The 21,312-nt window shown below is 63.1% G+C and carries 20 protein-coding genes and 1 tRNA gene; 5 read left to right on the forward strand and 16 right to left on the reverse strand.

Annotated features, from left to right (window positions below):
• Positions 1-5: 5 nt before the first annotated feature.
• Positions 6-2,003, reverse strand: coding sequence for an efflux RND transporter permease subunit (locus JQ600_RS00740; protein ID WP_212489629.1), 1,998 nt, complete (start codon positions 2,001-2,003; stop codon positions 6-8).
• A 115-nt stretch (positions 2,004-2,118) separates the two neighbouring features.
• On the opposite strand from JQ600_RS00740, the gene JQ600_RS00745 reads away from it, so the two are divergent.
• Positions 2,119-3,378, forward strand: coding sequence for an NAD(P)/FAD-dependent oxidoreductase (locus JQ600_RS00745; RefSeq protein WP_212389451.1), 1,260 nt, complete (start codon positions 2,119-2,121; stop codon positions 3,376-3,378).
• A 129-nt stretch (positions 3,379-3,507) separates the two neighbouring features.
• On the opposite strand, the gene JQ600_RS00750 is transcribed toward JQ600_RS00745, so the two are convergent.
• From JQ600_RS00750 to JQ600_RS00770, 5 genes are all read right to left on the reverse strand, one after another.
• The gene (locus JQ600_RS00750) at positions 3,508-4,659 is read right to left on the reverse strand and encodes a serine hydrolase (RefSeq protein WP_212389452.1); all 1,152 of its coding nucleotides are present in this window, start codon (positions 4,657-4,659) and stop codon (positions 3,508-3,510) included.
• Positions 4,660-4,665: 6 nt separating this feature from the next.
• Complete coding sequence (locus tag JQ600_RS00755; RefSeq protein WP_212389453.1) at positions 4,666-5,073, reverse strand: thiol-disulfide oxidoreductase DCC family protein; 408 nt, start codon at positions 5,071-5,073, stop codon at positions 4,666-4,668.
• A complete protein-coding gene (locus JQ600_RS00760; RefSeq protein WP_212389454.1) occupies positions 5,070-6,401 on the reverse strand; it encodes an SDR family oxidoreductase in 1,332 nt (443 codons plus the stop codon). Before JQ600_RS00760 ends, JQ600_RS00755 begins: the two co-directional genes overlap by 4 nt.
• A gap of 110 nt (positions 6,402-6,511) precedes the next feature.
• Positions 6,512-6,979 (reverse strand): DUF2269 domain-containing protein, encoded by a 468-nt coding sequence (locus JQ600_RS00765; RefSeq protein WP_212268652.1) that lies wholly within the window; start codon positions 6,977-6,979, stop codon positions 6,512-6,514.
• A gap of 7 nt (positions 6,980-6,986) precedes the next feature.
• Positions 6,987-7,886 (reverse strand): serine aminopeptidase domain-containing protein, encoded by a 900-nt coding sequence (locus JQ600_RS00770; protein ID WP_212389455.1) that lies wholly within the window; start codon positions 7,884-7,886, stop codon positions 6,987-6,989.
• Positions 7,887-8,174: 288 nt separating this feature from the next.
• On the opposite strand from JQ600_RS00770, the gene JQ600_RS00775 reads away from it, so the two are divergent.
• The 3 genes from JQ600_RS00775 to JQ600_RS00785 all read left to right on the forward strand — a co-directional run bounded on the left by JQ600_RS00775 (position 8,175) and on the right by JQ600_RS00785 (position 11,096).
• The gene (locus JQ600_RS00775) at positions 8,175-8,684 is read left to right on the forward strand and encodes a GNAT family N-acetyltransferase (RefSeq protein WP_192739389.1); all 510 of its coding nucleotides are present in this window, start codon (positions 8,175-8,177) and stop codon (positions 8,682-8,684) included.
• Between the two features lie 223 nt (positions 8,685-8,907).
• On the forward strand, positions 8,908-9,441 hold the full coding sequence (gene ppa / locus JQ600_RS00780; protein WP_212268650.1) for an inorganic diphosphatase: 534 nt from the start codon (positions 8,908-8,910) through the stop codon (positions 9,439-9,441).
• Positions 9,442-9,614: 173 nt separating this feature from the next.
• Positions 9,615-11,096: a M20 family peptidase gene (locus JQ600_RS00785; protein WP_212389456.1), complete on the forward strand. Its 1,482-nt coding sequence runs from the start codon at positions 9,615-9,617 to the stop codon at positions 11,094-11,096.
• A gap of 145 nt (positions 11,097-11,241) precedes the next feature.
• Here the strand turns inward: JQ600_RS00785 and folD are convergent, their stop codons facing one another.
• From folD to JQ600_RS00800, 3 genes are read right to left on the reverse strand one after another with little or no spacing between them, the layout of a single operon-like run.
• A complete protein-coding gene (gene folD, locus JQ600_RS00790; protein ID WP_212268648.1) occupies positions 11,242-12,126 on the reverse strand; it encodes a bifunctional methylenetetrahydrofolate dehydrogenase/methenyltetrahydrofolate cyclohydrolase FolD in 885 nt (294 codons plus the stop codon).
• Position 12,127: 1 nt separating this feature from the next.
• Positions 12,128-12,457, reverse strand: a complete 330-nt coding sequence (locus tag JQ600_RS00795) for a DUF167 domain-containing protein (RefSeq protein ID WP_212389457.1) — start codon at positions 12,455-12,457, stop codon at positions 12,128-12,130.
• 19 nt (positions 12,458-12,476) lie between these two features.
• Entirely contained in the window at positions 12,477-12,767 is a 291-nt protein-coding gene (locus JQ600_RS00800; protein WP_212268646.1) for a YggT family protein, read from the reverse strand.
• A gap of 182 nt (positions 12,768-12,949) precedes the next feature.
• Between JQ600_RS00800 and JQ600_RS00805 the strand changes: the two genes are divergently transcribed.
• Positions 12,950-13,025: transfer RNA gene (locus tag JQ600_RS00805), tRNA-Ala, on the forward strand.
• 143 nt (positions 13,026-13,168) lie between these two features.
• On the opposite strand, the gene JQ600_RS00810 is transcribed toward JQ600_RS00805, so the two are convergent.
• The 7 genes from JQ600_RS00810 to JQ600_RS00840 form a co-directional block, all read right to left on the reverse strand.
• The gene (locus JQ600_RS00810) at positions 13,169-13,978 is read right to left on the reverse strand and encodes an enoyl-CoA hydratase (RefSeq protein WP_212489630.1); all 810 of its coding nucleotides are present in this window, start codon (positions 13,976-13,978) and stop codon (positions 13,169-13,171) included.
• A gap of 129 nt (positions 13,979-14,107) precedes the next feature.
• On the reverse strand, positions 14,108-14,914 hold the full coding sequence (locus JQ600_RS00815; RefSeq protein ID WP_212389459.1) for a glutamine amidotransferase: 807 nt from the start codon (positions 14,912-14,914) through the stop codon (positions 14,108-14,110).
• Positions 14,915-15,056: 142 nt separating this feature from the next.
• Entirely contained in the window at positions 15,057-15,836 is a 780-nt protein-coding gene (locus JQ600_RS00820; protein WP_212389460.1) for an SDR family oxidoreductase, read from the reverse strand.
• Positions 15,837-16,043: 207 nt separating this feature from the next.
• A complete protein-coding gene (locus tag JQ600_RS00825) occupies positions 16,044-16,571 on the reverse strand; it encodes a TerB family tellurite resistance protein (RefSeq protein ID WP_212389461.1) in 528 nt (175 codons plus the stop codon).
• 225 nt (positions 16,572-16,796) lie between these two features.
• On the reverse strand, positions 16,797-18,209 hold the full coding sequence (locus JQ600_RS00830) for an adenylate/guanylate cyclase domain-containing protein (RefSeq protein WP_212268641.1): 1,413 nt from the start codon (positions 18,207-18,209) through the stop codon (positions 16,797-16,799).
• A gap of 57 nt (positions 18,210-18,266) precedes the next feature.
• Entirely contained in the window at positions 18,267-19,670 is a 1,404-nt protein-coding gene (locus tag JQ600_RS00835) for a cytochrome P450 (protein WP_212389462.1), read from the reverse strand.
• Between the two features lie 164 nt (positions 19,671-19,834).
• Positions 19,835-21,205, reverse strand: coding sequence for a hydrolase (locus JQ600_RS00840; RefSeq protein WP_212389463.1), 1,371 nt, complete (start codon positions 21,203-21,205; stop codon positions 19,835-19,837).
• Between the last annotated feature and the right edge of the window lie 107 nt (positions 21,206-21,312).

A 21,312-nucleotide genomic window follows, 5' to 3' on the forward strand; every position in this document is an offset into this window, starting at 1 on the left:
CTGCGTCAATTCCCGTCGTGCGCGCTCGGATCGTCGCCTTCGTCGACCAGGTCGATGGCGGCGCCGGTATCGGCCAGATCGATGGCCTTGCGCAGCGTGACGATATGCGGCGCCTGACAGGTGTCGGGCGCACGACGCACGTCCCAATAGGCAGTGTGGGTGAAGAAGTCGTCACCCCCCGCCTTCCTGGTCGAGACCGCGAGATCGACGATGTGATAGCCGAAGATCGGCGATAGCGCGCCGCCGATGGCGTCTCCCCAGAACAGCTGACGCCGGGGAAAATAGATGTTGCTCCACCGGGTCAATCCGAACAACGCGCCGTTGTGAATTTGCTTCCTATGCGTCTTCGGATTGGTGAAGGTCAGCAAGCCGTCTCGATCGAGCCGTTTCGGCGGGCAGGTCGGAAACTCTCTTTCCCCGACGCGCCGGGCGAAATCATCCTTCAGATCCTGCTCGGTATTCAGCCTTCCCTCGGCTTTCAGATCCGCCGCGGTCTTGCCCAGGCACATCAGGAAGTAGGCGTGGGTCAGCGCGCTTCCCAGCGTAACGAAGTCGGTAACCAGCCAGCTTTTGGGCTTGTGCTGCTGGGGCATTGGTTTCGCCGCGGCAGCGGCGATGCTGGCGATGGTGGCGCGCGCCTTGATCCGCAACGCCTTCTTGTCCTCGATCGTCGCCTTGGCGTCTTCCGGCTGCCATGCGGCGCTATCGATGGCGTCAAAATCCGTGCCCAGTTCTTCGACAGGCGGCAACTCATTGCAGACCCGGCTGAAATAGGCGCGCAGCATGTCGTAGGCGACGACGGTACCGAGGCTGTGCGCGACGACGACGATGCGATCGTACTGGCCGGACGCGTGGAGGTTTGCGAGCCGATCCACGGCCTCCTTCCTGATCGCCCGGCGCACCGCCACATTGGCCGGTGAATTGCGGAAGTAGCGCGCGGCATCGCCAAGATACGGCTGCAGGAATGCGGCATTGATGATCAAATAGAGCCCGATCACGGCCGACGCCGCCGCGACGCTCCACGGCGAGTTCAGTCCCCATACCCAACTTCTGATCAGGGTTGAGGTAAATGGCGCATCCCAATGCCAGAGCCGGTCGGCAGCAATGAAGATGATGGACATCATCAGCGAAATTATGAGCGCGCGTCCAAACGCTCGCTTGCCCTGTTTTCCCATGATCAACAGAGTTGCAAGGAACGCGATCAGCGTCGGCAGCCCGATCTGAGTCAAGAACTCTGCACCGTCGGGCTTGCCCTCACCGCCAGGGAAACAAATTCCCACAACGACGTAAACGGCAATGGGCACCAGACCCAATGCAAGCGAAATTGCCAGAGGTCGGGCGAGTCTGGATGCCCGCTCGCCCCAAGACTTGGCCACGGCAAAGCCAAGAACCAAGCTCGCGAAGAGCAGAAGATATGGGGCAACGACCATGATTTGCGCGCTGTTTTGCGAGAACAGAAAAATGCCCTGCAACACCAGCACCGCGAAGGAGAGATTCATCAGGCACAGGAAAATAGCCGCTGCCCACCAAAGCCCGTTCATGCCGAGCTTCATGATCGGCCCCTTCCGGACCAGCTCGTACAGCCAGAGCAGCACCGCGACGGCCTTGGTCTCACTCATCAGGTGAGCCCAATATAATTCGTGGAAATCGACAAGGCGGCCATCCGGTGAATCCGGCACCCTGTTCGTCGTCATCACCGCCAGGTCGATGTCGGAGCCGTCCCGTTCCGGATGCGTCCAGATCCGCTTGCCTTTGTCGGCCGGGTTTTTCTCGTCCAGCCAGACGCCCCGTATCACCCCGCGCACCGTTTCCAGCGCGCGCTGGCTGCCGATGCCATGAACGACAAGGATCGCGGTTCTCTTCCGTACGGTAGCGGGATCGAATTCGGCCATGGCTGAAATCCAGATCTGAAATGACGTCAGGGAGAATGATCTATTCAATACAACTACAGGGGGAGAAACAAGCCGCACTTTTCGCAAAGATGTCGCACTGCCGGCCGGCAATGACCGAGACCGGCCGATCGATGCAAAAACCGCATCCCTCCCCTGCCTGCCGTGGACCGGGAGCCCTCTGCGGACCGGCTTCAGGCCCCCTGGCGAACGTGCTAGAGGCTCGGACATGACGACCCTCCCCTCCGAAGTCGATGTTGCCATCATCGGCGCCGGCGCCGCTGGCCTGGGCGCCGCGCATGCGCTGAAGCAATCCGGCCTCTCCTATGTCGTGCTGGAAGCGCGCGACCGCGTCGGCGGCCGCGCCCATACGATTCAGGCAGCACCAGACGTCACCTTCGACCTCGGCTGCGGCTGGCTGCATTCGGCGGATGAAAATTCATTCGTGCCGATCGCCGAGCAACTGAAGTTCGAAATCGACAGGAACCGCCCGCCCTGGCGCGAGCAGGCCCACAACAAGGCGTTTCCGGTTGAGCAGCGGGCGGAATTCCTGAGGGCGCTCGACGCCTTCTATGACCGCGCCGAGGAAGCCGCGCAGCAGGCCGGGCAAAGCGGCCGCGACAGCGCCGCCGATCTCTGTCTCGAGCCCGGCAATCGCTGGAATCCGATGATCGACGCGATCTCGACCTACGTCAACGGCTGCGAGCTGGATCAGGTCTCGATCCTGGACATGGACGCCTATGAAGACACCGAGATCAACTGGCGCGTCCGCCGCGGCTATGGCGCGCTGGTCGCGGCCTACGGCGCCTCGATCCCGCTGGCGCTCAACTGCGCGGTGACGCTGATCGACCATTCGGGAAAGCGCATTCGCGTCGAGACGTCGCAGGGCACGCTGATATCAGGCAGAGTGATCGTCACCGTTCCAACCAACCTGATCGCGGATGAAGCCCTCCGCTTTCACCCGCCATTGCCGGCAAAGCTCGACGCCGCGCGCGGCCTGCCGCTTGGTCTCGCCGACAAGGTGATGCTGGCCCTTAGCGATGGCGACGCGCTGCCGAAGGATGGCAGCCTGCGCGGCGCCACCATGCGCACCGCGATGGGCACCTATCATCTGCGCCCGTTCGGCCAGCCCTGCATCGAAGGCTTTTTCGGCGGCCGCTTTGCGCGATCGCTGGAAGATGCCGGCCCCGGCGCGCTGGCCGCCGAAAGCATCAACGAGATCGCAGGCTTCCTCGGCAACGACTACCGCCGCAAACTAAAACCGCTCGCGGAATCGCGCTGGGCCCACGACCCCTTCGCCCGCGGCTCGTATTCCCACGCCCTGCCCGGCCACGCCGGCGACCGCGCGGTGCTGGCAGCGCCTGTGGATGGACGTTTGTTCTTTGCAGGAGAGGCAACCTCGCCGGGGTTCTTCTCGACCGCGCACGGGGCAAGGGATTCGGGGGAGCGGGCGGCGGGAGAGGTGTTGGCCTTGCTGGCCAAGCAATAATCTCGACCCCCTCATTGCGAGGAGCGGAGCGACGAAGCAATCCATGCCGCGACAAAGAAAGAATGGATTGCTTCGCTTAGCTCGCAATGACGGCTGCACGAGAGTTAGCGCCACTCACGTTCACAATCGTCAAAGTGCCGCCAGCACCGCATCCTTGAACAGATGCTGCTCCGCCTTGAGATCAACACCATAGCTCGCCGCATACGGCGGCTGCGGCTGGCATGACAGGGTAACGATCACGACCCCCGCTTTGCGGTTGACGTAGAGTGCCTGGCCGGCAAAGCCGAGGGCGACCATCGAACCGTCAGGATCGATCCACCAGCTGTAGCCGTAGCCGCGCGCGCCGTAGCGATTGGTTTCGGGATCGAGGACGAAAGCGGGATGGACGGCGCTTTCGATCCAGTCGGATGGCAGCACTGATGTGCCGTCAATCACGCCGCCACGCAGGAGAAACACGCCGAACCGGCCAAAATCCCGCAAAACTATTCCGGCACGGCTGCCGCCGATTTCCTGGCCGCCGTCGGACTCCAGCGTATAGAACGCGTCGAACTCCATGCCGAGGGGCGACCAGATCGTCTCCGACATATAGTCGGCCAGCGTTTTTCCTGTCGCGGCCGACAGCAGGCTGCCGAGCAAATAGGTATCGCCGCTGTTGTAGTTGAAGTGACTGCCGGGCCGGTGTTCGGCCTTCAGGCTGCGCATCAGCGCCAGCACGCCGCCGGGGACCTTGTCGCCGAGCGATTTGCTGTAGCGGTTCACGTCGGAATTCCGGTCGGTGTAATCCTCGTTCCAGCGCACGCCGGAGGACATCGTGATCAGATGGCGAATAGTGACGGCGTCATAGGCGCAGCCGCGCAATGCCGGGATGTATTTCGAGACAGCATCTTCGAGACTGCCGATGGCGCCCTGCTGCAAGGCGGCGCCGATCAGCGTCGACGTCAGCGACTTGATCATCGACATCGAGGACCAGCGCACGTTCTCCTCCAACCCGAGCGCGTAGCGTTCCAGAACGATTTTTTCGTCCTTGATGACAAGCAACCCCGCAACATTGGCACGGCCGAAATACGCATCGACGCTGTGCGTTTTCCCATCGGCCTGATAATGCGGCGAGATCTCTTCGCCGCGCTGCAGTGGAAGAACCGTCGTCCCGCGGCGGATCGCCCGCGTCACGAACATGCGATCGACATTGCGATAGGCGTAGGCCTGCTCGGTCGGCGACAGCAGCAGAAAATCCTCACCCGCCGGGACATGATGTGTGGGATGTGCAATGGCGCCAATCATGCGAATCTACTCCATCACCCGCGCGCGCATATCATCATCGGGCACAAAACATTGCTCATACTTGCCGAAAATCCGGTAGCGGTTACGCGCGACGAGGCTGTAGACGCCGTCGCGCAACGGCTTCGGCACCGCAAACAGCGCACGCGTCCATCCCCAGCCGGGCAACGCGCCGAGCACCGTCAGCGCCGCGTCGGATTTGAAATATGCGACGCCACCATGAACGACGGCGTTGGTATCGGGATCATCGGGATTGATGCCGAACGCCTGTGCCAGCCGCGTGCCGTAGCCGGACTGGATCGGCGTGAAGCGAAAGCGGCGTTCAGCGTCTCGCGTGGCGACGAAGCGGACCCAGCGCGAGCAGAAGACGCAGACGCCGTCGTAGAGGATCACGTCATCGTCCGGCCATCTGTTCATCGATTATCCAGCGTCAGTAAGGCGACGAACATCAGCACGATCGCCGGTCCCGTCTTGACCAGCGCGCCGAGCGGCTCGATCCAGAGATCCGGCGTCAGGATCGCAGCGCCCACCATGTAGCCCAGCGCGACGACGATGCCGGCGATCAGTCCGACTGCGGCGGTGCGACGGAAAGCGATCAACACCCCGATGCTCATATCCATCAGGCTGGTAATCGCCGTCATCGGCGCGACCAGCCATTGCGGGAAACCGTGCGCCCGCAAAATATCGGCAGCGGCGGAAAACGAGATCACCAGCGAGATGAAGCCCGACACGATCCAGAACACCGCAAGGCTCGCGATCACGAGCGCCTTGACCAGGAACAACCGCGCGAACCATTTGTCCTGGATGGTGGCAGCATGCCCGCCCACCGCCTGCGCCAGCGTCTTCGGCACAATGCCGGTCGCCGCCATCCAACTCGCGGAATCGCCGGTGACGCCGCGGCGCAGTTCGGCAATCGCCGTCGAGCGCATCGGCGGCATCCAGCCCAGCCTGTTGGCGAGATCGCCCGACTTAGCGCCGAGATTGAGCAGGAAACCGGGAAGCGTGATCCGCGGCATGTGGGAAGTGCCGAACGACCAGCGGAATTGATCGATGACATTGCCAAGCGTGATCGGCTGCGGCTGCATCAGGTCCCAGGTCACGGCGTTTGCCGCGGGATCGTCGATGTCGCGTGTGGCGAGCCAGGTGATGGTCGCGGAAACATCCTCGACCGCCACCGGCTGGAACGGCGTCGCCGATTCGTCACCGGGCAATTGCAGCGGAAATGCCGCCAGCGCGCGCAGCAGCGCGCTGCCGCCATAGGCCGAAGGTGCCACGACAAATCCCGGACGCAGGATTGCGTAGGGAATACCGGACGCAGCAATCAGCCGCTCGGCCTCGCGCTTGGTGGTGCTGAACGCGGTGCGGTCCTCATCGGCGGTGCCGGGAATGGAGATATGGACAAAACGCACCGCGCGGCCGCTGTCGCGGAGCGCCGCCAGCAGCCGCTCGACGAAATCACGATGCACCGCGCGGGTGTCGCTGCCCGGCCCGTCTTGCAATACGCCGAGGCAATTGACCACGACATCGATCTCGCGCTCGCGGATCAACCGCGCCAGCGAGGCTGCGTCCATCGACATGATCGGAAGCTCAAGGTCGGAAGCGCCAGTCTTTTGTGACGGTTCGAAATGCCGCGCGACCCCGACCGCCTGAAAGCCCTGCAATCGCAGATCATCGGTGATGTACCTGCCGATCAGGCCGGAAGCGCCGAGGACGAGGATTTTTCGAGTAGCGACTTCCGAGTTCATGTGCATCTCTAGAGAGGAATGACGCTTCTTCGAATCGCCATCCCTCTCTACCCTTTTTGTTTGAGCATGATCTCTTCGGAAAACCGGTACCCACTTTTCCGGATCATGCTTTAAACCGGCTTCGCGATCATCAGCCACAGGATCGCCATGACCGAACCAAAGCCTGGAATACCGAACAGGAACCAGCGCCGGAATAGCGCGAAATAGCGCGGCGGCAGCGCTGCATTCGCAGCCGCGGCGACGCGCGCCAGATCGCGCATCTCGATCTGCATGAAAATCACGGGCACCCAGAACAGCCCCGCCGCCGCATACAGCCCGAGCGAGGCCGAAATCCAGAGTTCGCCAAATCCCGTCGATGACAGCATCATCAAGAGACCGCCGGTGATGGGCTGCAGCAGCACCGCCGTCAGCGTGAACAGCATGTCGGCAATCACCACCGTCGACCCGGTGCGGGCGATGAAGGAAGCGTCACCGCTGCGATGCGCCATCAGCATGAAAAACGCGATGCCGCTGCCGGTGCCGAGAATGACGATGGCGCCAAGCACGTGCAGATATTTGATCGCGAAATACAGCGTCATCGTTGCGTCATCGTTTTTTGGCCGGGCTTTGCGCGCGCAGCTTCAAGGCGCGATCGAGTTCATTGGCAGCGCTTGTTACACCAGCTTCGGTTTCCGGCAGCCAGTGCCCTTCACTGCCATAGGCCCCGAGCACGCGAAAATCGACCTTGCCGCCGGCGTTGCGGAACGCGTCCGCCAGTTGCCGCGACAGAACAGGCGAAAAATAGCTGTCATTGGCCGCCACCAACCATGTGACGGGCACGCGCGCGGTTTTGCCGAATTCCCGTGCGGCGGCAATCAGCGTGTGCGGCGCGCAGACCCGACCCGGAAAATCATTGGCATGGCCGCCGCGGCCGGGCGCAAAGGCGATTATCGCGGCAACGTCCTTCGGGTCTTCACTGGCCAGCGCCAGCGCGCCCCAGCCGCCGGCCGAGTGCCCGATCACGATCATTCCGTCTGACCGGATGAACGGTTGCTTGCGCACAAAGCCCATTGCCGCTGCGATCACATCGGCGGTGGCGCGGCCTGACCTGGCGTAATCAGCCTCGTCGCAGCCGCCCTGGTCTTCGAGATATTTGCCGCCCGTGGCGCCATGGCCCGGACGCTCCGGCACCAGCACGGCAAAGCCGCGCGCCACCAGCCACGCGGCGAGCGCGCGGTATTCGGGCTGCGGCATTTGCGCGCGACGCAACACGTTCTGGGTGGTAGCATGCGCAATCAGCGCGAGCGGAAACGGGCCGGCGCCCGGTGGACGAAACAACACCGCATGCGACGGGGGACCGAAGTCAGGCGACGGCACCAGCCATTGCTGCAGGCGATTAGGTTCGCCCTCGGTGTCTTGCGCGCCGAGGTTTTGCTGGGCCGCACCGGGCTTCACACCGAGCGCGGCAAGCACAACCACTGCGATTATCACTTTAGCCGGATGCATGAATTGGCCTGACGCAGCCGAAGGATGGGGAATCCGAATTCGACAACAGAATACCGGCGGCGAATCAAATCCAGCGCATTTTTCCGTGCCAGAATTCCCGGAGACGTTCCCGGATATCATTCTGAGCATGGTTTAGCCCGGCCGAAGATCAACGAAATGCCGGTAAAGTCAGCCTCTTGTCCTTTTTCGGTACAACCGGGCCGGAAACTGATGCAGAAAATCCACAGGTTAACCGATAATTAACGATGGACCTTGAAGACAACGCGCTGACTTGCTTTGATTGGGGTCATGAGCACAACCCTGATCGAGGTTCGACCGGCCAAAGCTGCGGATGCAGCCGCGGTGGCGTCCACCCATGACGAAGCCTGGCGCTCGGCCTATCAGGGCATCATTCCCGGCGCCGAACTTGAAAAGCTGATCAACCGTCGCGGTCCGCAATGGTGGGACAGCGCGATCCGCAAGGGCAGCCGCGTCAGCGTGCTGGTGTTCGGCGACAAGGTCGCGGGCTATGCCAATTACGGCCGCAACCGCGCCCGCAGCCTGCATTTCGAAGGCGAAATCTACGAGCTCTATCTGCGTCCGGAATTCCAGGGTCTCGGCTTCGGCCGCCGCCTCTTCACCTCCGCCCGCCGCGATCTCTTGCAGAGCGGCCTCAAGAGCATGGTGATCTGGGCGCTGTCCGACAACGATCCCGCGACGGAGTTTTATCGCGCGCTCGGCGGCCGCATGGTCGCCCGCTCGTCGGAGAAGTTCGGGCCCAAATCGCTCGACAAGGTCGCCTTCGCCTGGACCAACTGAGCCAGCCTGAAACGCCCATTTTCGACCTGATCGTCATATCAGACGAAAGCGCGACTCGCGCCTTCAGTATGGCTTGACCTAGCCTCCCATCATTTCTAATAGCCGCCTGCATGCGATGGATACGCCGGGGATCCAGCGCGAAACACGCGCCTGGCGCATTTGCCAGGCATGACCATTCAGCCAGTCGAAACACGACTGCGCCAAGCAACCACGGAGCCCTCCAATGCGCATTGACGCCATTTCAACCGGTAAGAATCCGCCGCATGACGTCAACGTCATCATCGAAGTGCCGGTCGGCGGCGAGCCGATCAAATATGAAATGGACAAGGAGGCCGGCACGCTGGTCGTCGACCGCTTCCTCTATACGGCGATGCGCTATCCCGGCAATTACGGCTTCATCCCGCATACGCTGTCGGGCGACGGCGATCCCTGCGACGTGCTGGTCGCCAATACCCGCGCGATCGTGCCGGGCGCCGTCATGAGCGTGCGGCCGGTCGGCGTGCTCTTGATGGAAGACGAGGCCGGCGGCGACGAGAAGATCATCGCGGTGCCGACGTCGAAGCTGACGCAGCGCTATGACAAGGTGAAGAACTACAACGACCTTCCCGACATCACGCTGCAGCAGATCCAGCACTTCTTCGAGCACTACAAGGATCTCGAACCCGGCAAATGGGTCAAGGTGCTGCGCTGGGGCGATGCCAACGACGCCCAAAGGCTGATCCTCGAAGGCATCGAACGGGCGCAGGGGAAGAAGTAGGCGGTTAGCGCCACGGGACCAATTCTTTGTGATAGATCGTCGTGCCCGGCCTTGTGCCGGGCATCCACGTCTTTAGTCACGCGCAGAAAGAAGGACGTGGATGGCCGGGACATAGGCGAGCGGAAGCGACGCCGTCCTTCAGACGGCTATGCCCGGCCATGACGGAGAGACCCATGCGCCGGCTGGTCAGAATTATCCGCAATCTCGCGCTGCTCCTGATCGCTGTTATCGTGATCCTCGCCGGCGTGCTGGCGTTCAACGTCGTCAGCCATGGTTCGCGGCAAATTCAGGTGGCGGCCATCCCGCGCGTGGCGGTTGACGCGCAGGCCGTTGCGGCGCGCCTCAGCGAGGCGATCCGCTTCCGCACCATTTCGAGCCACGAAAACCCCGACCAGCACGCCGAGGCCTTGCGCGGCATGCAGACGCATATCGAGAGGAGCTTTCCGGCGTTCCACGCCGCGGCGAAGCGCGAGATCGTCGGCCAGTACAGCCTGCTCTACACCTGGGAAGGCTCCGACTCCAAAGCGCCGCCGATCGCGCTGCTCGCGCATCAGGACGTGGTGCCGGTGGCGCCTGGCACCGAGAAGGACTGGCAGCAACCGCCTTTTGACGGCGTCGTTGCCGATGGTTTCATCTGGGGCCGCGGCTCCTGGGATGACAAGGGCAACCTCTATTCGATGCTGGAGGCCGCCGAGACGATGACCAAGGGCGGCTTCCGGCCGAAGCGAACGGTCTACTTTGCCTTTGGCCATGACGAGGAAACTGCCGGCACCGCGGGCGCCAAGGCCATCGCGGCGTTGCTGGCCGCGCGCGGCGTCCGCCTCGATTTCGTCGTCGACGAGGGCCTCCTGATCACCGAAGGCATGATCAAGGGCCTCGACAAATCAGCGGCGCTGATCGGCGTTGCCGAAAAGGGCTACGCCACGCTGGTCCTGAACGCGCAGGCAACGCCCGGTCATTCCTCAATGCCGCCGCGCGACACCGCGATCGGCATGCTGAGCGCGGCGCTGGCGCGGCTCGAAGACCACCGCCTGCCGATGTATATCCGCGGCACGGTCGCCGAAATGTTCGACACGCTGGCGCCGGAGATGAACGGCTTCAACCGCGTGGTGCTGTCGAACCTGTGGCTGTTCAAGCCGCTGTTGCTCCGCGAGTTCGAGAAGAACGGCCCGAGCGAGGCGACAATCCGCACCACCACGGCGCTGACGATTTTCAATGCCGGCGACAAGGATAACGTGCTGCCCGGCAACGCCGAAGCCACCGTCAACTTCCGCATGATCCCAGGCGACACCCAGGCCAGCGTCACCGACCATGTGCGCAGCACGATCCGCAACGACCGCATTTCGATCAAACCGTTCCCCGGCAACACCGATCCGCCACCCGTGACGGGCACCGCGAGCCCATCGTTCCAGATGTTCAACCGTACCATCCGCGAGGTTTTTCCTGACGTCATCGTGGCGCCCGGACTGATGGTGGGCGCGACCGATTCGCGCCACTTTGCCGGGATCACCGACAAGATTTTCCGCTTCTCGCCGGTGCGCGCCAATTCCGACGATCTGAAGCGCTTCCACGGCACCAACGAGCGCCTCAGCCTGGAAGGCTATGCCGACATGATCCGGTTTTATCGGCGGCTGATCGAGAACGCGGCGGGGTGAAACTTTCCTTCGTCATTGCGAGCGAGTCCAAGCAATCCATCCCTCCATGCGGGGAAAGAATAGATTGCTTCGTCGCTGCGCTCCCGTGCGCAAACGCTTCGCGTTTGTCGCAGGCAATGACGAGGTGAGATTCGCGTGTGAGACCCTAAACAGCCGGCTTCGGCAACCCATGAATCGCACACGCCGCGCGCAGCGTGTTCACCAGCAGGCACGCCACCGTCATTTGCCCGACGCCGCCCGGCACCGGCGTGATCGCACCGGCGACGTTGAGCGCTTCGGCATAGGCGACGTCGCCGACCAGGCGCGTCTTGCCGTCGGCGGCCGGCAGGCGGTTGATGCCGACGTCGATCACGGTAGCGCCCGGCTTGATCCAGTCGCCGCGCACCATTTCCGGCTTGCCGACGGCCGCATAGACCAGATCGGCGCGGGCGCATAATTGCGCCAGATCGCGCGAGCGCGAATGTGCGATCGTCACCGTCGCGTTTTCATTGAGCAGCAACTGCACCAGGGGACGGCCGACAAGGTTGGAGCGGCCGATCACGATGGCGTTCATGCCCTCGAGCGAGGCATGCACGCTCTTGGTGAGAATAATGCAGCCGAGCGGCGTGCACGGCGACAGCGCGGCAAAGCCACCGGCGAGGCGCCCGGCATTGTTCGGATGCAGCCCGTCGACATCCTTGGCGGGATCGATCGCATTGATGACGGTCTCGGTATGCAGCGATTTCGGCAGCGGCAGTTGCACGAGAATGCCATGCACCGCGGGATCGCGATTGAGTTGCGCGATCAACGCCAGCAAGTCCGTCTGCGCGACGTCTTCGGGCAGCACGTGCTCGAACGACGCCATGCCGGCTTCCTGGGTCTGCTTGTGCTTGCTGCGGACATAGACCTGGCTCGCCGGGTCGCTGCCGACCAGCACCACCGCGAGCCCCGGAATTATCTGATGCGCGGCCTTGATCCGTGCGACCTCGCCGGCAACGCGGCCGCGGAGCTCTGCTGCAATGATCTTTCCATCGATGATGCGGGCGGTCATCTCAATCCTTCGTATCCGGTTTGACTGCGGTCAGCCTGCGCAAGGTATCGCCGAGCGATTTGGGATCGCCGTCGACGGCAACCTGCTTGAGACGCGATGTCACGCCCGACAGGATTTTCACCCTGGCCTTGGGCACGCCGAGCGCCTTTGCCATCAGTTCCATGACCGCGCGATTGGCCTCGCCGCCCTCGGCGAGGGCGCGAACCCGCACCTTGACCACGGAACGCCCGTTGGCGAGCGTTTCAATCCCGTCGATGTCGTCGCGGCCGCCGCGCGGCGTGACCCGCAGCGCCACACTGATGCCCTCGGTGGAATAACGCCAAGGATCCATCAATTCGCGGCGCCCTCGATCAGATGACGTTGGGATAGATGTAGTAGGCGATCACCCGCTGGATGAACATGATGATCAGGATCAGGACAATCGGCGAGATGTCGAGCCCGCCCAGACTGGGCAGCATCCGGCGTATCGGAGCCAGCACCGGCTCGGTGATCCGGTAGAGGAATTCGGCCACCGCCGCGACGAACTGGTTGCGCGTATTCACGACATTGAAGGCGATCAGCCAGGACAGGATGGCGGAGGCGATCAAGAGCCAGATATAGAGGTCGAGGACGATGGAGATGATGTCGAGGACAGCGCGCATGATGGAGGGGGCTCGCAGGTGGGGTAACCTGCTAGATATCGGTTCATCCCCCCGCAAACAAGGGAAGTTCCCATCAAAAAGACCCCGGAATCGGCGCTTTAACCGTTCTTGACTTGACCTTGGGCCGGACTGTAAATGGCGCCGATTGTCGGTCGCCTGTTCTCAGTTTGGGCGGCCGCGACGGGGCCATAGCTCAGCTGGGAGAGCGCGTCGTTCGCAATGACGAGGTCGGCGGTTCGATCCCGCCTGGCTCCACCACGCTTCACGCTTCGCCCTTCGGGCTACGCGTGGCGCCCGGCATAGCCCGAAGGGCGACGACGGGCTGGTTCAACACACAGAGTACGTAGCGGGGTCTGCCGGAAAGTCCCGGATATCGCTTCGCTCATCCGGGCTACTCCCCCTCACTTCCCCGTAAACCTTGGCGGCCGCTTCTCCATGAAGCTCGCCACGCCCTCTTTGAAATCGCTGCCCTTGAGCGCGATCTGCATTTCCCGGTTGGCGTCGATGGTGGCCTCGGCGAGGGTCTGGAACGGCGCGTCGTAGAGCTGGCGCTTGATCACCGAGATCGCGCTGGGCGAGACGAAATCGGCGAGGTCGCGGGCATAGGCGTAGGTTTGCTCGCGCAATTGATCCGGCGCATAGAGGCGGTTGACGAGGCCGATGCGCAGCGCTTCCTCGCTGGAAACGCGGCGCGAGGACATCAGCAGATCGAGCGCGTTGGCGTGGCCGACGATTCGCGGCAGCATCCAGCTGATGCCATGCTCGGCGATCAGCCCGCGGCGCGAGAACGCGGTCGTGAACACGGTGTTGTCGGCGGCAAAGCGCAGATCGCAATACAGCGCATGCACGAGGCCGATGCCGGCGGTGGCGCCGTTCAGCATGCCGATCACGGGTTTTGGAATCGCCGGGTAATAAGCGTAGCGCGTCTGCCAGTCGGCACGCCGGTTCATGTCGAACGGCGTGTTCTCGCCGCGCCTGATTTCGTTGGGATCGATCCCCTTCAACCCTTCCATATCGGCGCCGGCGCAGAACGCGCGACCCGCGCCTGTCAGCACGATGACGCGCACATTGTCGTCGGCGGCCGCCGTTTCCATCGCATGGCGCACGTCGCGCTCCATGATCGCGGTCCACGCGTTCATGCGGTCCGGCCGGTTGAGCGTAATGGTCGCGACCTTCTCGCTGACCTCATAAAGAATATGCTGATAGTCCACGGCGATCTCCCTCTTGTTTTCTTTTATTGAGTTTCGCGCGCGAGCCTTTCGGCCACGCCATGCGGACAGATTAGCACATCTGATGATTTTGAAAGGCGCGTGGAGGCGCGGGGAAATTCCGCGTGGCGGCTATTCGGCAGCTTCCGACATGATCGACATCGGCATGCGCTTGAGCCAGCCGGCGATGAATTGCTGCAGCCACGCGCGCTCAGCGACGTCGTGCACCGCGCGATCGGCAAAGTGCGAATGCGGCGCCCGCGCACCCGGCAAATCCATTGTCTCGCAGCGCGTGGTCCAGCGATGCATCATCGCGTAGGTCACGTCGGGGTGAAACTGGAAGCCGAAGGCATGGCCGGACTGGAACGCCTGCACCGGAAAGTCGTCGCCCTCCGCCAGCAATTCGGCGCCGGCCGGCAGCTCGAACCCCTCGCGGTGCCAGTGGTAAACCTGATCCGGCCAGTTCGGGCAAACCGCGTGGCCGGCTTTCGTCGGGCGGATCGGGTAATAGCCGATCTGGGTACGGCCTTGCGGATGGGGTGCTACCGGCGCGCCCAATTGTTTGGCGAGCATCTGGGCGCCGAGGCAGACGCCGAGGAATGGGCGCTGCTCGCGCAGGGGAACCTCGATCCAGTCGATCTCCCGGCGCACATATTCGTCAGGGTCATTGGCGCTCATCGGGCCGCCGAAGATCACCGCGCCGGCATGCAGATCCAGCGTCTCCGGCAGAGGGTCGCCAAACCTCGGGCGGCGAATGTCGAGGGTATGCCCCAGCGCACGCAGCGCGTTGCCGACCCGGCCCGGCGTCGAGCTCTCCTGGTGCAGGACGATCAGGACCGGCAGCAGAGGTAGGGTTTCTTGGGTCGGCGCGGCGGCCAGCGCCCTTTGCCCCGGAAAGGGCAGGACGTTTTCGCCATTTTTTCGCGACCGGAACGACATCGACGTGCTCAGGGCCTCAAACCAAAACCATACCTAAGTGAGTCTTAATTTCAGGTGAGTTCATGCGGGGCCTGCAGATATTTGCAAATATCTGCAAGCAAATCGCGGGCCAGAGCGTCTGTGAGGCGTATCACGCCACCTTTCAGCGCTTGCGCAGCTGGAAACGGCCAACCGCCGCCAGGATGAAAGAGCGCGGGAAGAACCTGAGCAGGAACGGCACGATCTTGATGCCAACACCGGGCAACACCGCGCGCTTGTTGGCCATCAGGCCGTCATAGGCCTGTTTGGCGACATCGGCGGGCAGGACGTTGAGGATCACCGAATCGAATCCGGGCGCAAAGCCGGCGCGGGCCTGGAACTCCGACGGCACCGGGCCGGGGCACACCACGGTCACGCGCACGCCGCGCGGCGCCAGTTCCGCCCGCATCGCTTCGGTGAACGACAAGACATAGGCCTTGGACGCGTAATAGACCGCCATCCCCGGACCCGGCAGAAAAGCTGCAACCGAGCCCATGTTGAGCAGCCCGCCGCGATGGCGGATCAGCTGATCGGCAAACCGCAGCGACAGATCCGTCAGCGCGCTGATGTTGACCGTGATCATGTCGAGCTGGTCGGCGCGGTCGCGCTGGATCGCTTTGCCGAACACGCCGAAGCCCGCATTGTTGACGACGTATTCCACTTCGACGCCGGCCGCCGTCAGTGCGTCGGCAATCCGGTCGGTTGCCCCCGTTTGGGTGAGATCGCAGGGAATCACGATCGGCGCCGCACCGCCTGCCGCGGTGATTTCAGCCGCCAATGCCGTCAACCGGTCCGCGCGCCGCGCCACCAGCGCCACGCGATGGCCCCTGGATGCAAACACACGCGCCAGTTCGGTGCCGATTCCCGCCGATGCACCTGTAATCAGCGCCACACGCTCAGTCACGATCGAATGCTCTTAAAATGAATTACGGAAATACCGCCCAACGGGAGGACGAGAGCATAGGCTTATGGTGCGACGCAAGCCACCCCGCAAGCATATCGCCATGCAAAGGCACGCGCTGACTGAATCGAAGTCCAGCATTTTCAGGGTCTATCGCACGTCGGGATCGCGGGCCGCGCGCCACATTAAAGTTTCGTCATCTGCGGCCGCTTACGTTGTCGCGTCGGCCGCCTTCGACGCGCCCGCGAGCGGCTTGCCTTGAGACTTGCCCTCAGAATTTCCTTGCCGCTCCGCGACACGGTGCTTGAGATCGATCCGGTCGCGCGACGAGACGCCCAGGAGATCTGCGGCGCGCCAGAGCACGTTATCCTCGAACTCGGAGACGTCACCGTCGGCATACACCATTTCCCACATCATCTCGACGATGCGGAGCCTGCCTTCCTCATTCACGCTGCGCATGATGACGCTGGTGAAATGATAGAGATCGACCGCGTCGCCTTCGACCCGCGTCGCCGAGGCAATCAATCGGTCCGCGGTGCCGGGATCGAGCTCAAAGCGGCTTTCGATCAGGCTGTGCAATTTGCGCTTCTCCAGCGCCGTCGGCTCGCCGTCGAGCGAGACGACGTGAACCAGCAGCGCCGTCGCCGCCAGCAGATACCCGGTATCGTCGAACGCCCGATCGCGATCCGCATCGGGGGAGACAATGTCGGCGATGAATTGGCGAAGTCCGTCGAGCATCGACACCTCTGTGGAACGAAGATTGATAGCGGTTATATGGCGTGGAAAATCAGGCTGCGCAATGCGCGGGGCCTGCCGGGGAAGCATTACGTTTAGGCAATCTGGATACGTCGTCATTCCGGGATGGTGCGTGAGCACCAGACCTCAGGTGCGCAATTGCGCACCGGGGAATCTCGAGATTCCGGGTTCGATGCTGCGCATCGCCCCGGAATGACGGACTCACTCTCACGGTATTTCGTACACCACGATCTTGTCGGCGATGCCGCGCAGCGCCGCCTGTTTCTGGATCGGCTTGATCGCTTCCCTCTCGAGGATGCCGGCAACCGCAGGCGACTCGATTACCGGACCGGTGATGTGCATCTCCTGCGAGGTCGACAGGCTCTGCACACGGGCGGCGATATTCACGGTCTGGCCAAAATAGTCCTGGCGGTCGTTGAGCATGACGGCAAGACACGGGCCTTCGTGAATGCCGATCTTGACGACGAGGTCCTCGGTGCCGCGCGCAGCATTGAGGGCGTCCATCGCGGAGCGCATGCGCAAGCCTGCAACGATCGCGTGTTCAGGTTTGATGAACGTCGCCATCACGGCATCGCCAATCGTTTTGACGACGGCGCCCTTTTCCGACGAGATGATTTCCAGCAGCGCGTGGAAATGTGCGCGCACCAGATCGAACGCGGCGAGATCGCCGACCCGCTCGTACAGAGCGGTCGATCCTTTCAGATCGGTGAACAGGAAGGTCAGCGACGTGATCTTGAGGCGTTGATCGACGCTGAGATTGTCGGCCTTGAACACGTCGCGGAAGGTCTGGTTCGACAGCATCCGCTTGGCCGTGAGAAACGGCTTCCGCTTGCCGATCAGGTGATGCATCACATCACCAGCGATAAAGACCGTAGGCAACGTCCGCACATCAGCCTGATTGTCGAGCGACAATCGCAGCGGTCCTGGACGCAGGGTCCTGGTTCCGCCCGTCGGCGTCGCGGTCTTGTTGTAGACCAGCGACAGCTGCTGGCGTTCCTTGGTCGGCTCGCCCTGAACGTCGATGAACTCCGCCGAATGCGTCACCGGTTCGAACACGATGATGAATTCTTTCGGCAATTGCAGCGACAGCACCGCCTTCTCGCCCGCCGGCAGTTCAAGCGTATCCAACGTCACCTCGTCGGCCAGCGTCGCGATATCAGCCGCGTCGAAATCGATGCCCGAACTCCAGAACATCTGTTTGTAGTATTCCCAGACCGGCAGCGTATTGGGATCATGCGCGGCGATGCGCCTGACCCGGGGGCTGACGGTAAAGGCCACCTCCACCTGCTCGTCGACCGAGGCCTCGTAACCGCAGGCGCAAAGGCCGCAATGGTAGTCGTCCGGACTGAGCGATTTCAGCGTGCTGTGGGCGCCGAGCACACCGCCGCAACCGGGGCACAACACGTTCCAGGTCAGGTCGAACAATCCAAGCCGCGACGCGTGCAGAAAGCCCGAAATCACCCGCTCTTCGTCCAGCCCGCTGCGTTTCGCAAAATCCAGCACGTTGATGCGGTTGAGCTCATGGTCCTGGCCGTTCTCGACCGCAAGCCGGATCGCATCGGCCACCGCGGGATCGGCGGTCTGATTGAGCATGGAAAATTGCGCTTTGACGTCACTCATGATCGCAGCCTAGAGCAGTTTGAGCGGGCCTCCAAGCCAGGCAATGCGCCATGCGCATTACCGCGGCACGATGGCAAACAGCGGTGAGCGGTCCGGCTGGGTCGTCACCACGCCGACCGGCATCACCGGCGCCTTGTCGACCATGCTGACACGGAACGCGCCGATCATCTTGGCCAGCGCCAGCACCGCCTCCACCAGCGCGAAATGCGCGCCGATGCAGACGCGCGCGCCGACACCGAACGGCAGATAGGCGAAGCGATCGGGCGGCGCCCCCGTCATGAAGCGCGAGGGCACGAATGCGTTCGGATCGCGCCACAATTTTTCGTGCCGGTGCAGCAGCCACGGCGCGATCAGCACGACGTCGTTTATCTTCACCGGCATGCCGCCGATCGTATCCGGCCCGGCTGCCGCGCGTATGATCAGGAAAGCGGGCGGGTAAAGCCGCATGGTCTCGTCGACCACCGCGCGGGTGAACTTCAACCGCTCGATGTCAACCGCCCCGTTTACGGTGGCGAGCTCGCCATTGACGCTCGCGCCCTGCACCTCGGCTGCAACCTGTTCCTGGGTCGTGGGGTCGAGTGCCAGAAGATAGAGCGACCAGAACAGCGCGGTGGCAGTCGTCTCGTGGCCGGCGAGAATCATGGTCGCGACTTCATCGCCGAGCTGTTCGTCGGTGAAGGCATCGCCGGTTTCGGGATCGCGCGCCGCGCCCATCAGGTCGAACAGATCGCGCGGCGGCGCTCCTTCGGTCTTGCCGGCGGCGCGGCGCTCTTCCATCAGCATGCCGACAAAGGCCGTCCAGCGCTTGCGGAAGCGGGCGCGCGCGAAATCCTGCGGGCTTGGCCAGCGCGGCGGCAGCAGCATGTCGAGAAAATGCGGCGACGCCAGCCGCTCGCCATACTCCGTCACGAAATTGCGCAAGGCGGCGCCGTGGCGGTCCATGCCGAACGAAAACATCGTGCGTCCGGCAATCTCGAGCGTCATCCGCTGCATGACCTGGCGCAGATCCACCGGCGCGTGGCTGACGGTTCTGAGCTTGGCGATGGTGTCGTCGGTCGCGGCCAGCATGTGCGGAACCAGCGTCGTCACCGCGCGCGGCGTGAAGGCCGGCGACAGCGTTCGGCGCTGATGTTTCCAGGCGCGTCCCTCGGCGGTCAACAATCCGTCGCCGACCAGCGGCCGCAGCACCCGGAAGCTGGCCGGCGTGCGCGTATAGTTCTCGTAATTGTCGACCAGGACATGCCGGATGGCGTCCGGCGTGTTGAGAATGAAAGTGCTGCGCCGGAAAAAACGGCCGCGGACGATGTCCTCTTCATAGGCCCGCTGGCCCCAGCTGCCGATCACGTTCTCGCGGATCGCCTTGATCCGCCGCAGCATCGTCATGTCGTCGGGCGCACGCGGCGGGCTCGGTGGCACCAGCGGCTGCGCAACCGGCATGTCGTAGGCTTCGGCAATGCTCATGGGCGCCACTTTCGTAGCCCGGATGAGCGAAGCGATATCCGGGATGGTGCCAAAGCCCCGCATATCGCTGCGCTCATGCGGGCCAAGATCTAATCCAACATCTATCTATGTCTCCGATCCCGGCATGACAAAGGCGCCGGCACCGGTAACAGTCGAGAAAACAGCTAATAAGTCAGCTCAGCTACCGCAATCCGGTTTTCCGCTGCCGGCCAGGCCCGCGCCACGATTCGCTCCTGGTTGAACAGCGCCACCACGGCGCGGCCGGCCTCCTCGACCGGAAGCCGCAAGGTGGTGACCGAATCGGTCGGCACGCCCGGTTTCACGTCCTTGGGCTCCTTGCCGTCGAACAGGACCACGTCGCGGGGCAGGCCGAAATAGCCCCGCGGCCGCGACATCAGCACCACAGCGCCGGCGCCGGAATCGGCAGATCCGAGCGGCCGGGCGGCCCGCAAATGCAGGATGTCGGAGGAGCGCGGGAATGGCGAACGGTAAGAATGCGTCGTGGTTGCGTGCGGCGAGGTCAGCACGATTTCGAGATACCAGCTGGGGTCGACTTGCGCCGGACCCCAGCGGCCATCGGCGCCGGTCTGCGAAGAATGAATCGGCCCGCCACTGCGTTCGCCCGTCTCGGCGGAGACGCGATAGACATCGACCGTTGCGCCGGAAACCGGACGGTTGGTCTGGACGCCGGTCGGCGTGCCCGTCACCAGCCCGCTCAGCCTGACCTGCGCTTCCGGCACGATATCGAGACGCGACGGTTCGCGGCCGGCAATGAATTTGTAGATCTCGCGGAACGCGCGCGGATGGTACGCGGTCTCGCGATGATCGATTGCCCCGAGCGCCAGATTGGTTGCACCTTTCAGCGCCGGACCTTCTGCGGTCACGCCGGTTGGCGTGCCCGGCTTGCCGACGAAGCGGCCGTCGGCTTGCGCGAATTTGTCGATGCCGTCGCTGCGCAGCGTCAGAAATGCCGTGCCATCAGTGACTTCGTTTTCGCCCTCGTTCAGGCCGCGCAGGAAAGGCCCACGGCCGTTGAACTCGCCGCCGAGGCCGTCGTCCCAGTCATAGACGCCGTGGTTGGGAACGCCGCACAGCACAGCATGGCTGACATCGCCGCCGCCGTTCTTGGCATAATTGCGGATCGAATTGCCGCCGCGCGAATTGCCGACCAGCGCGACGCGCGGCGCACCGGTGCGGCGCTTCAATTCCTTGATGGCCTCGCTAAGTTCACGGCGCTGGTCTTCGGTCGACGAACGGTTCAGCTGCTCCAGCTTGTCGTCGCTGCGCGCCAGGGGATCGGTGAAATTGATCGCGAACATCCGCTCGTGCGGCACGCCGTTCGACTCCATCCGCCACAGCGTGGTGATCCAGAGCGCGGCATGATCGCCATTGCCGTGCACGAACAGGATCGGCGGAATCTCGGCGGCCGCAGGCACAGCCGGCGCAGCCTGTGCCAACGCCCCGAATCCGAAGGGGCCGCCCAGCAAAGATAGCGCGCCGGCGCTTTTCAGGATCGATCGCCGCGATAGGCTCATCTTGTGACCTTCCGTTACTTTTCAGTACTTTAGCTGTGTCCTAGCACCACCGAGGGCGGTGTAACTACTGGACAGGGCAGGGTTTTCGCAGGCATCACTTTAAAATC

Source organism: Bradyrhizobium sp. AUGA SZCCT0176 (assembly GCF_018130145.1).
Lineage (GTDB): Bacteria > Pseudomonadota > Alphaproteobacteria > Rhizobiales > Xanthobacteraceae > Bradyrhizobium.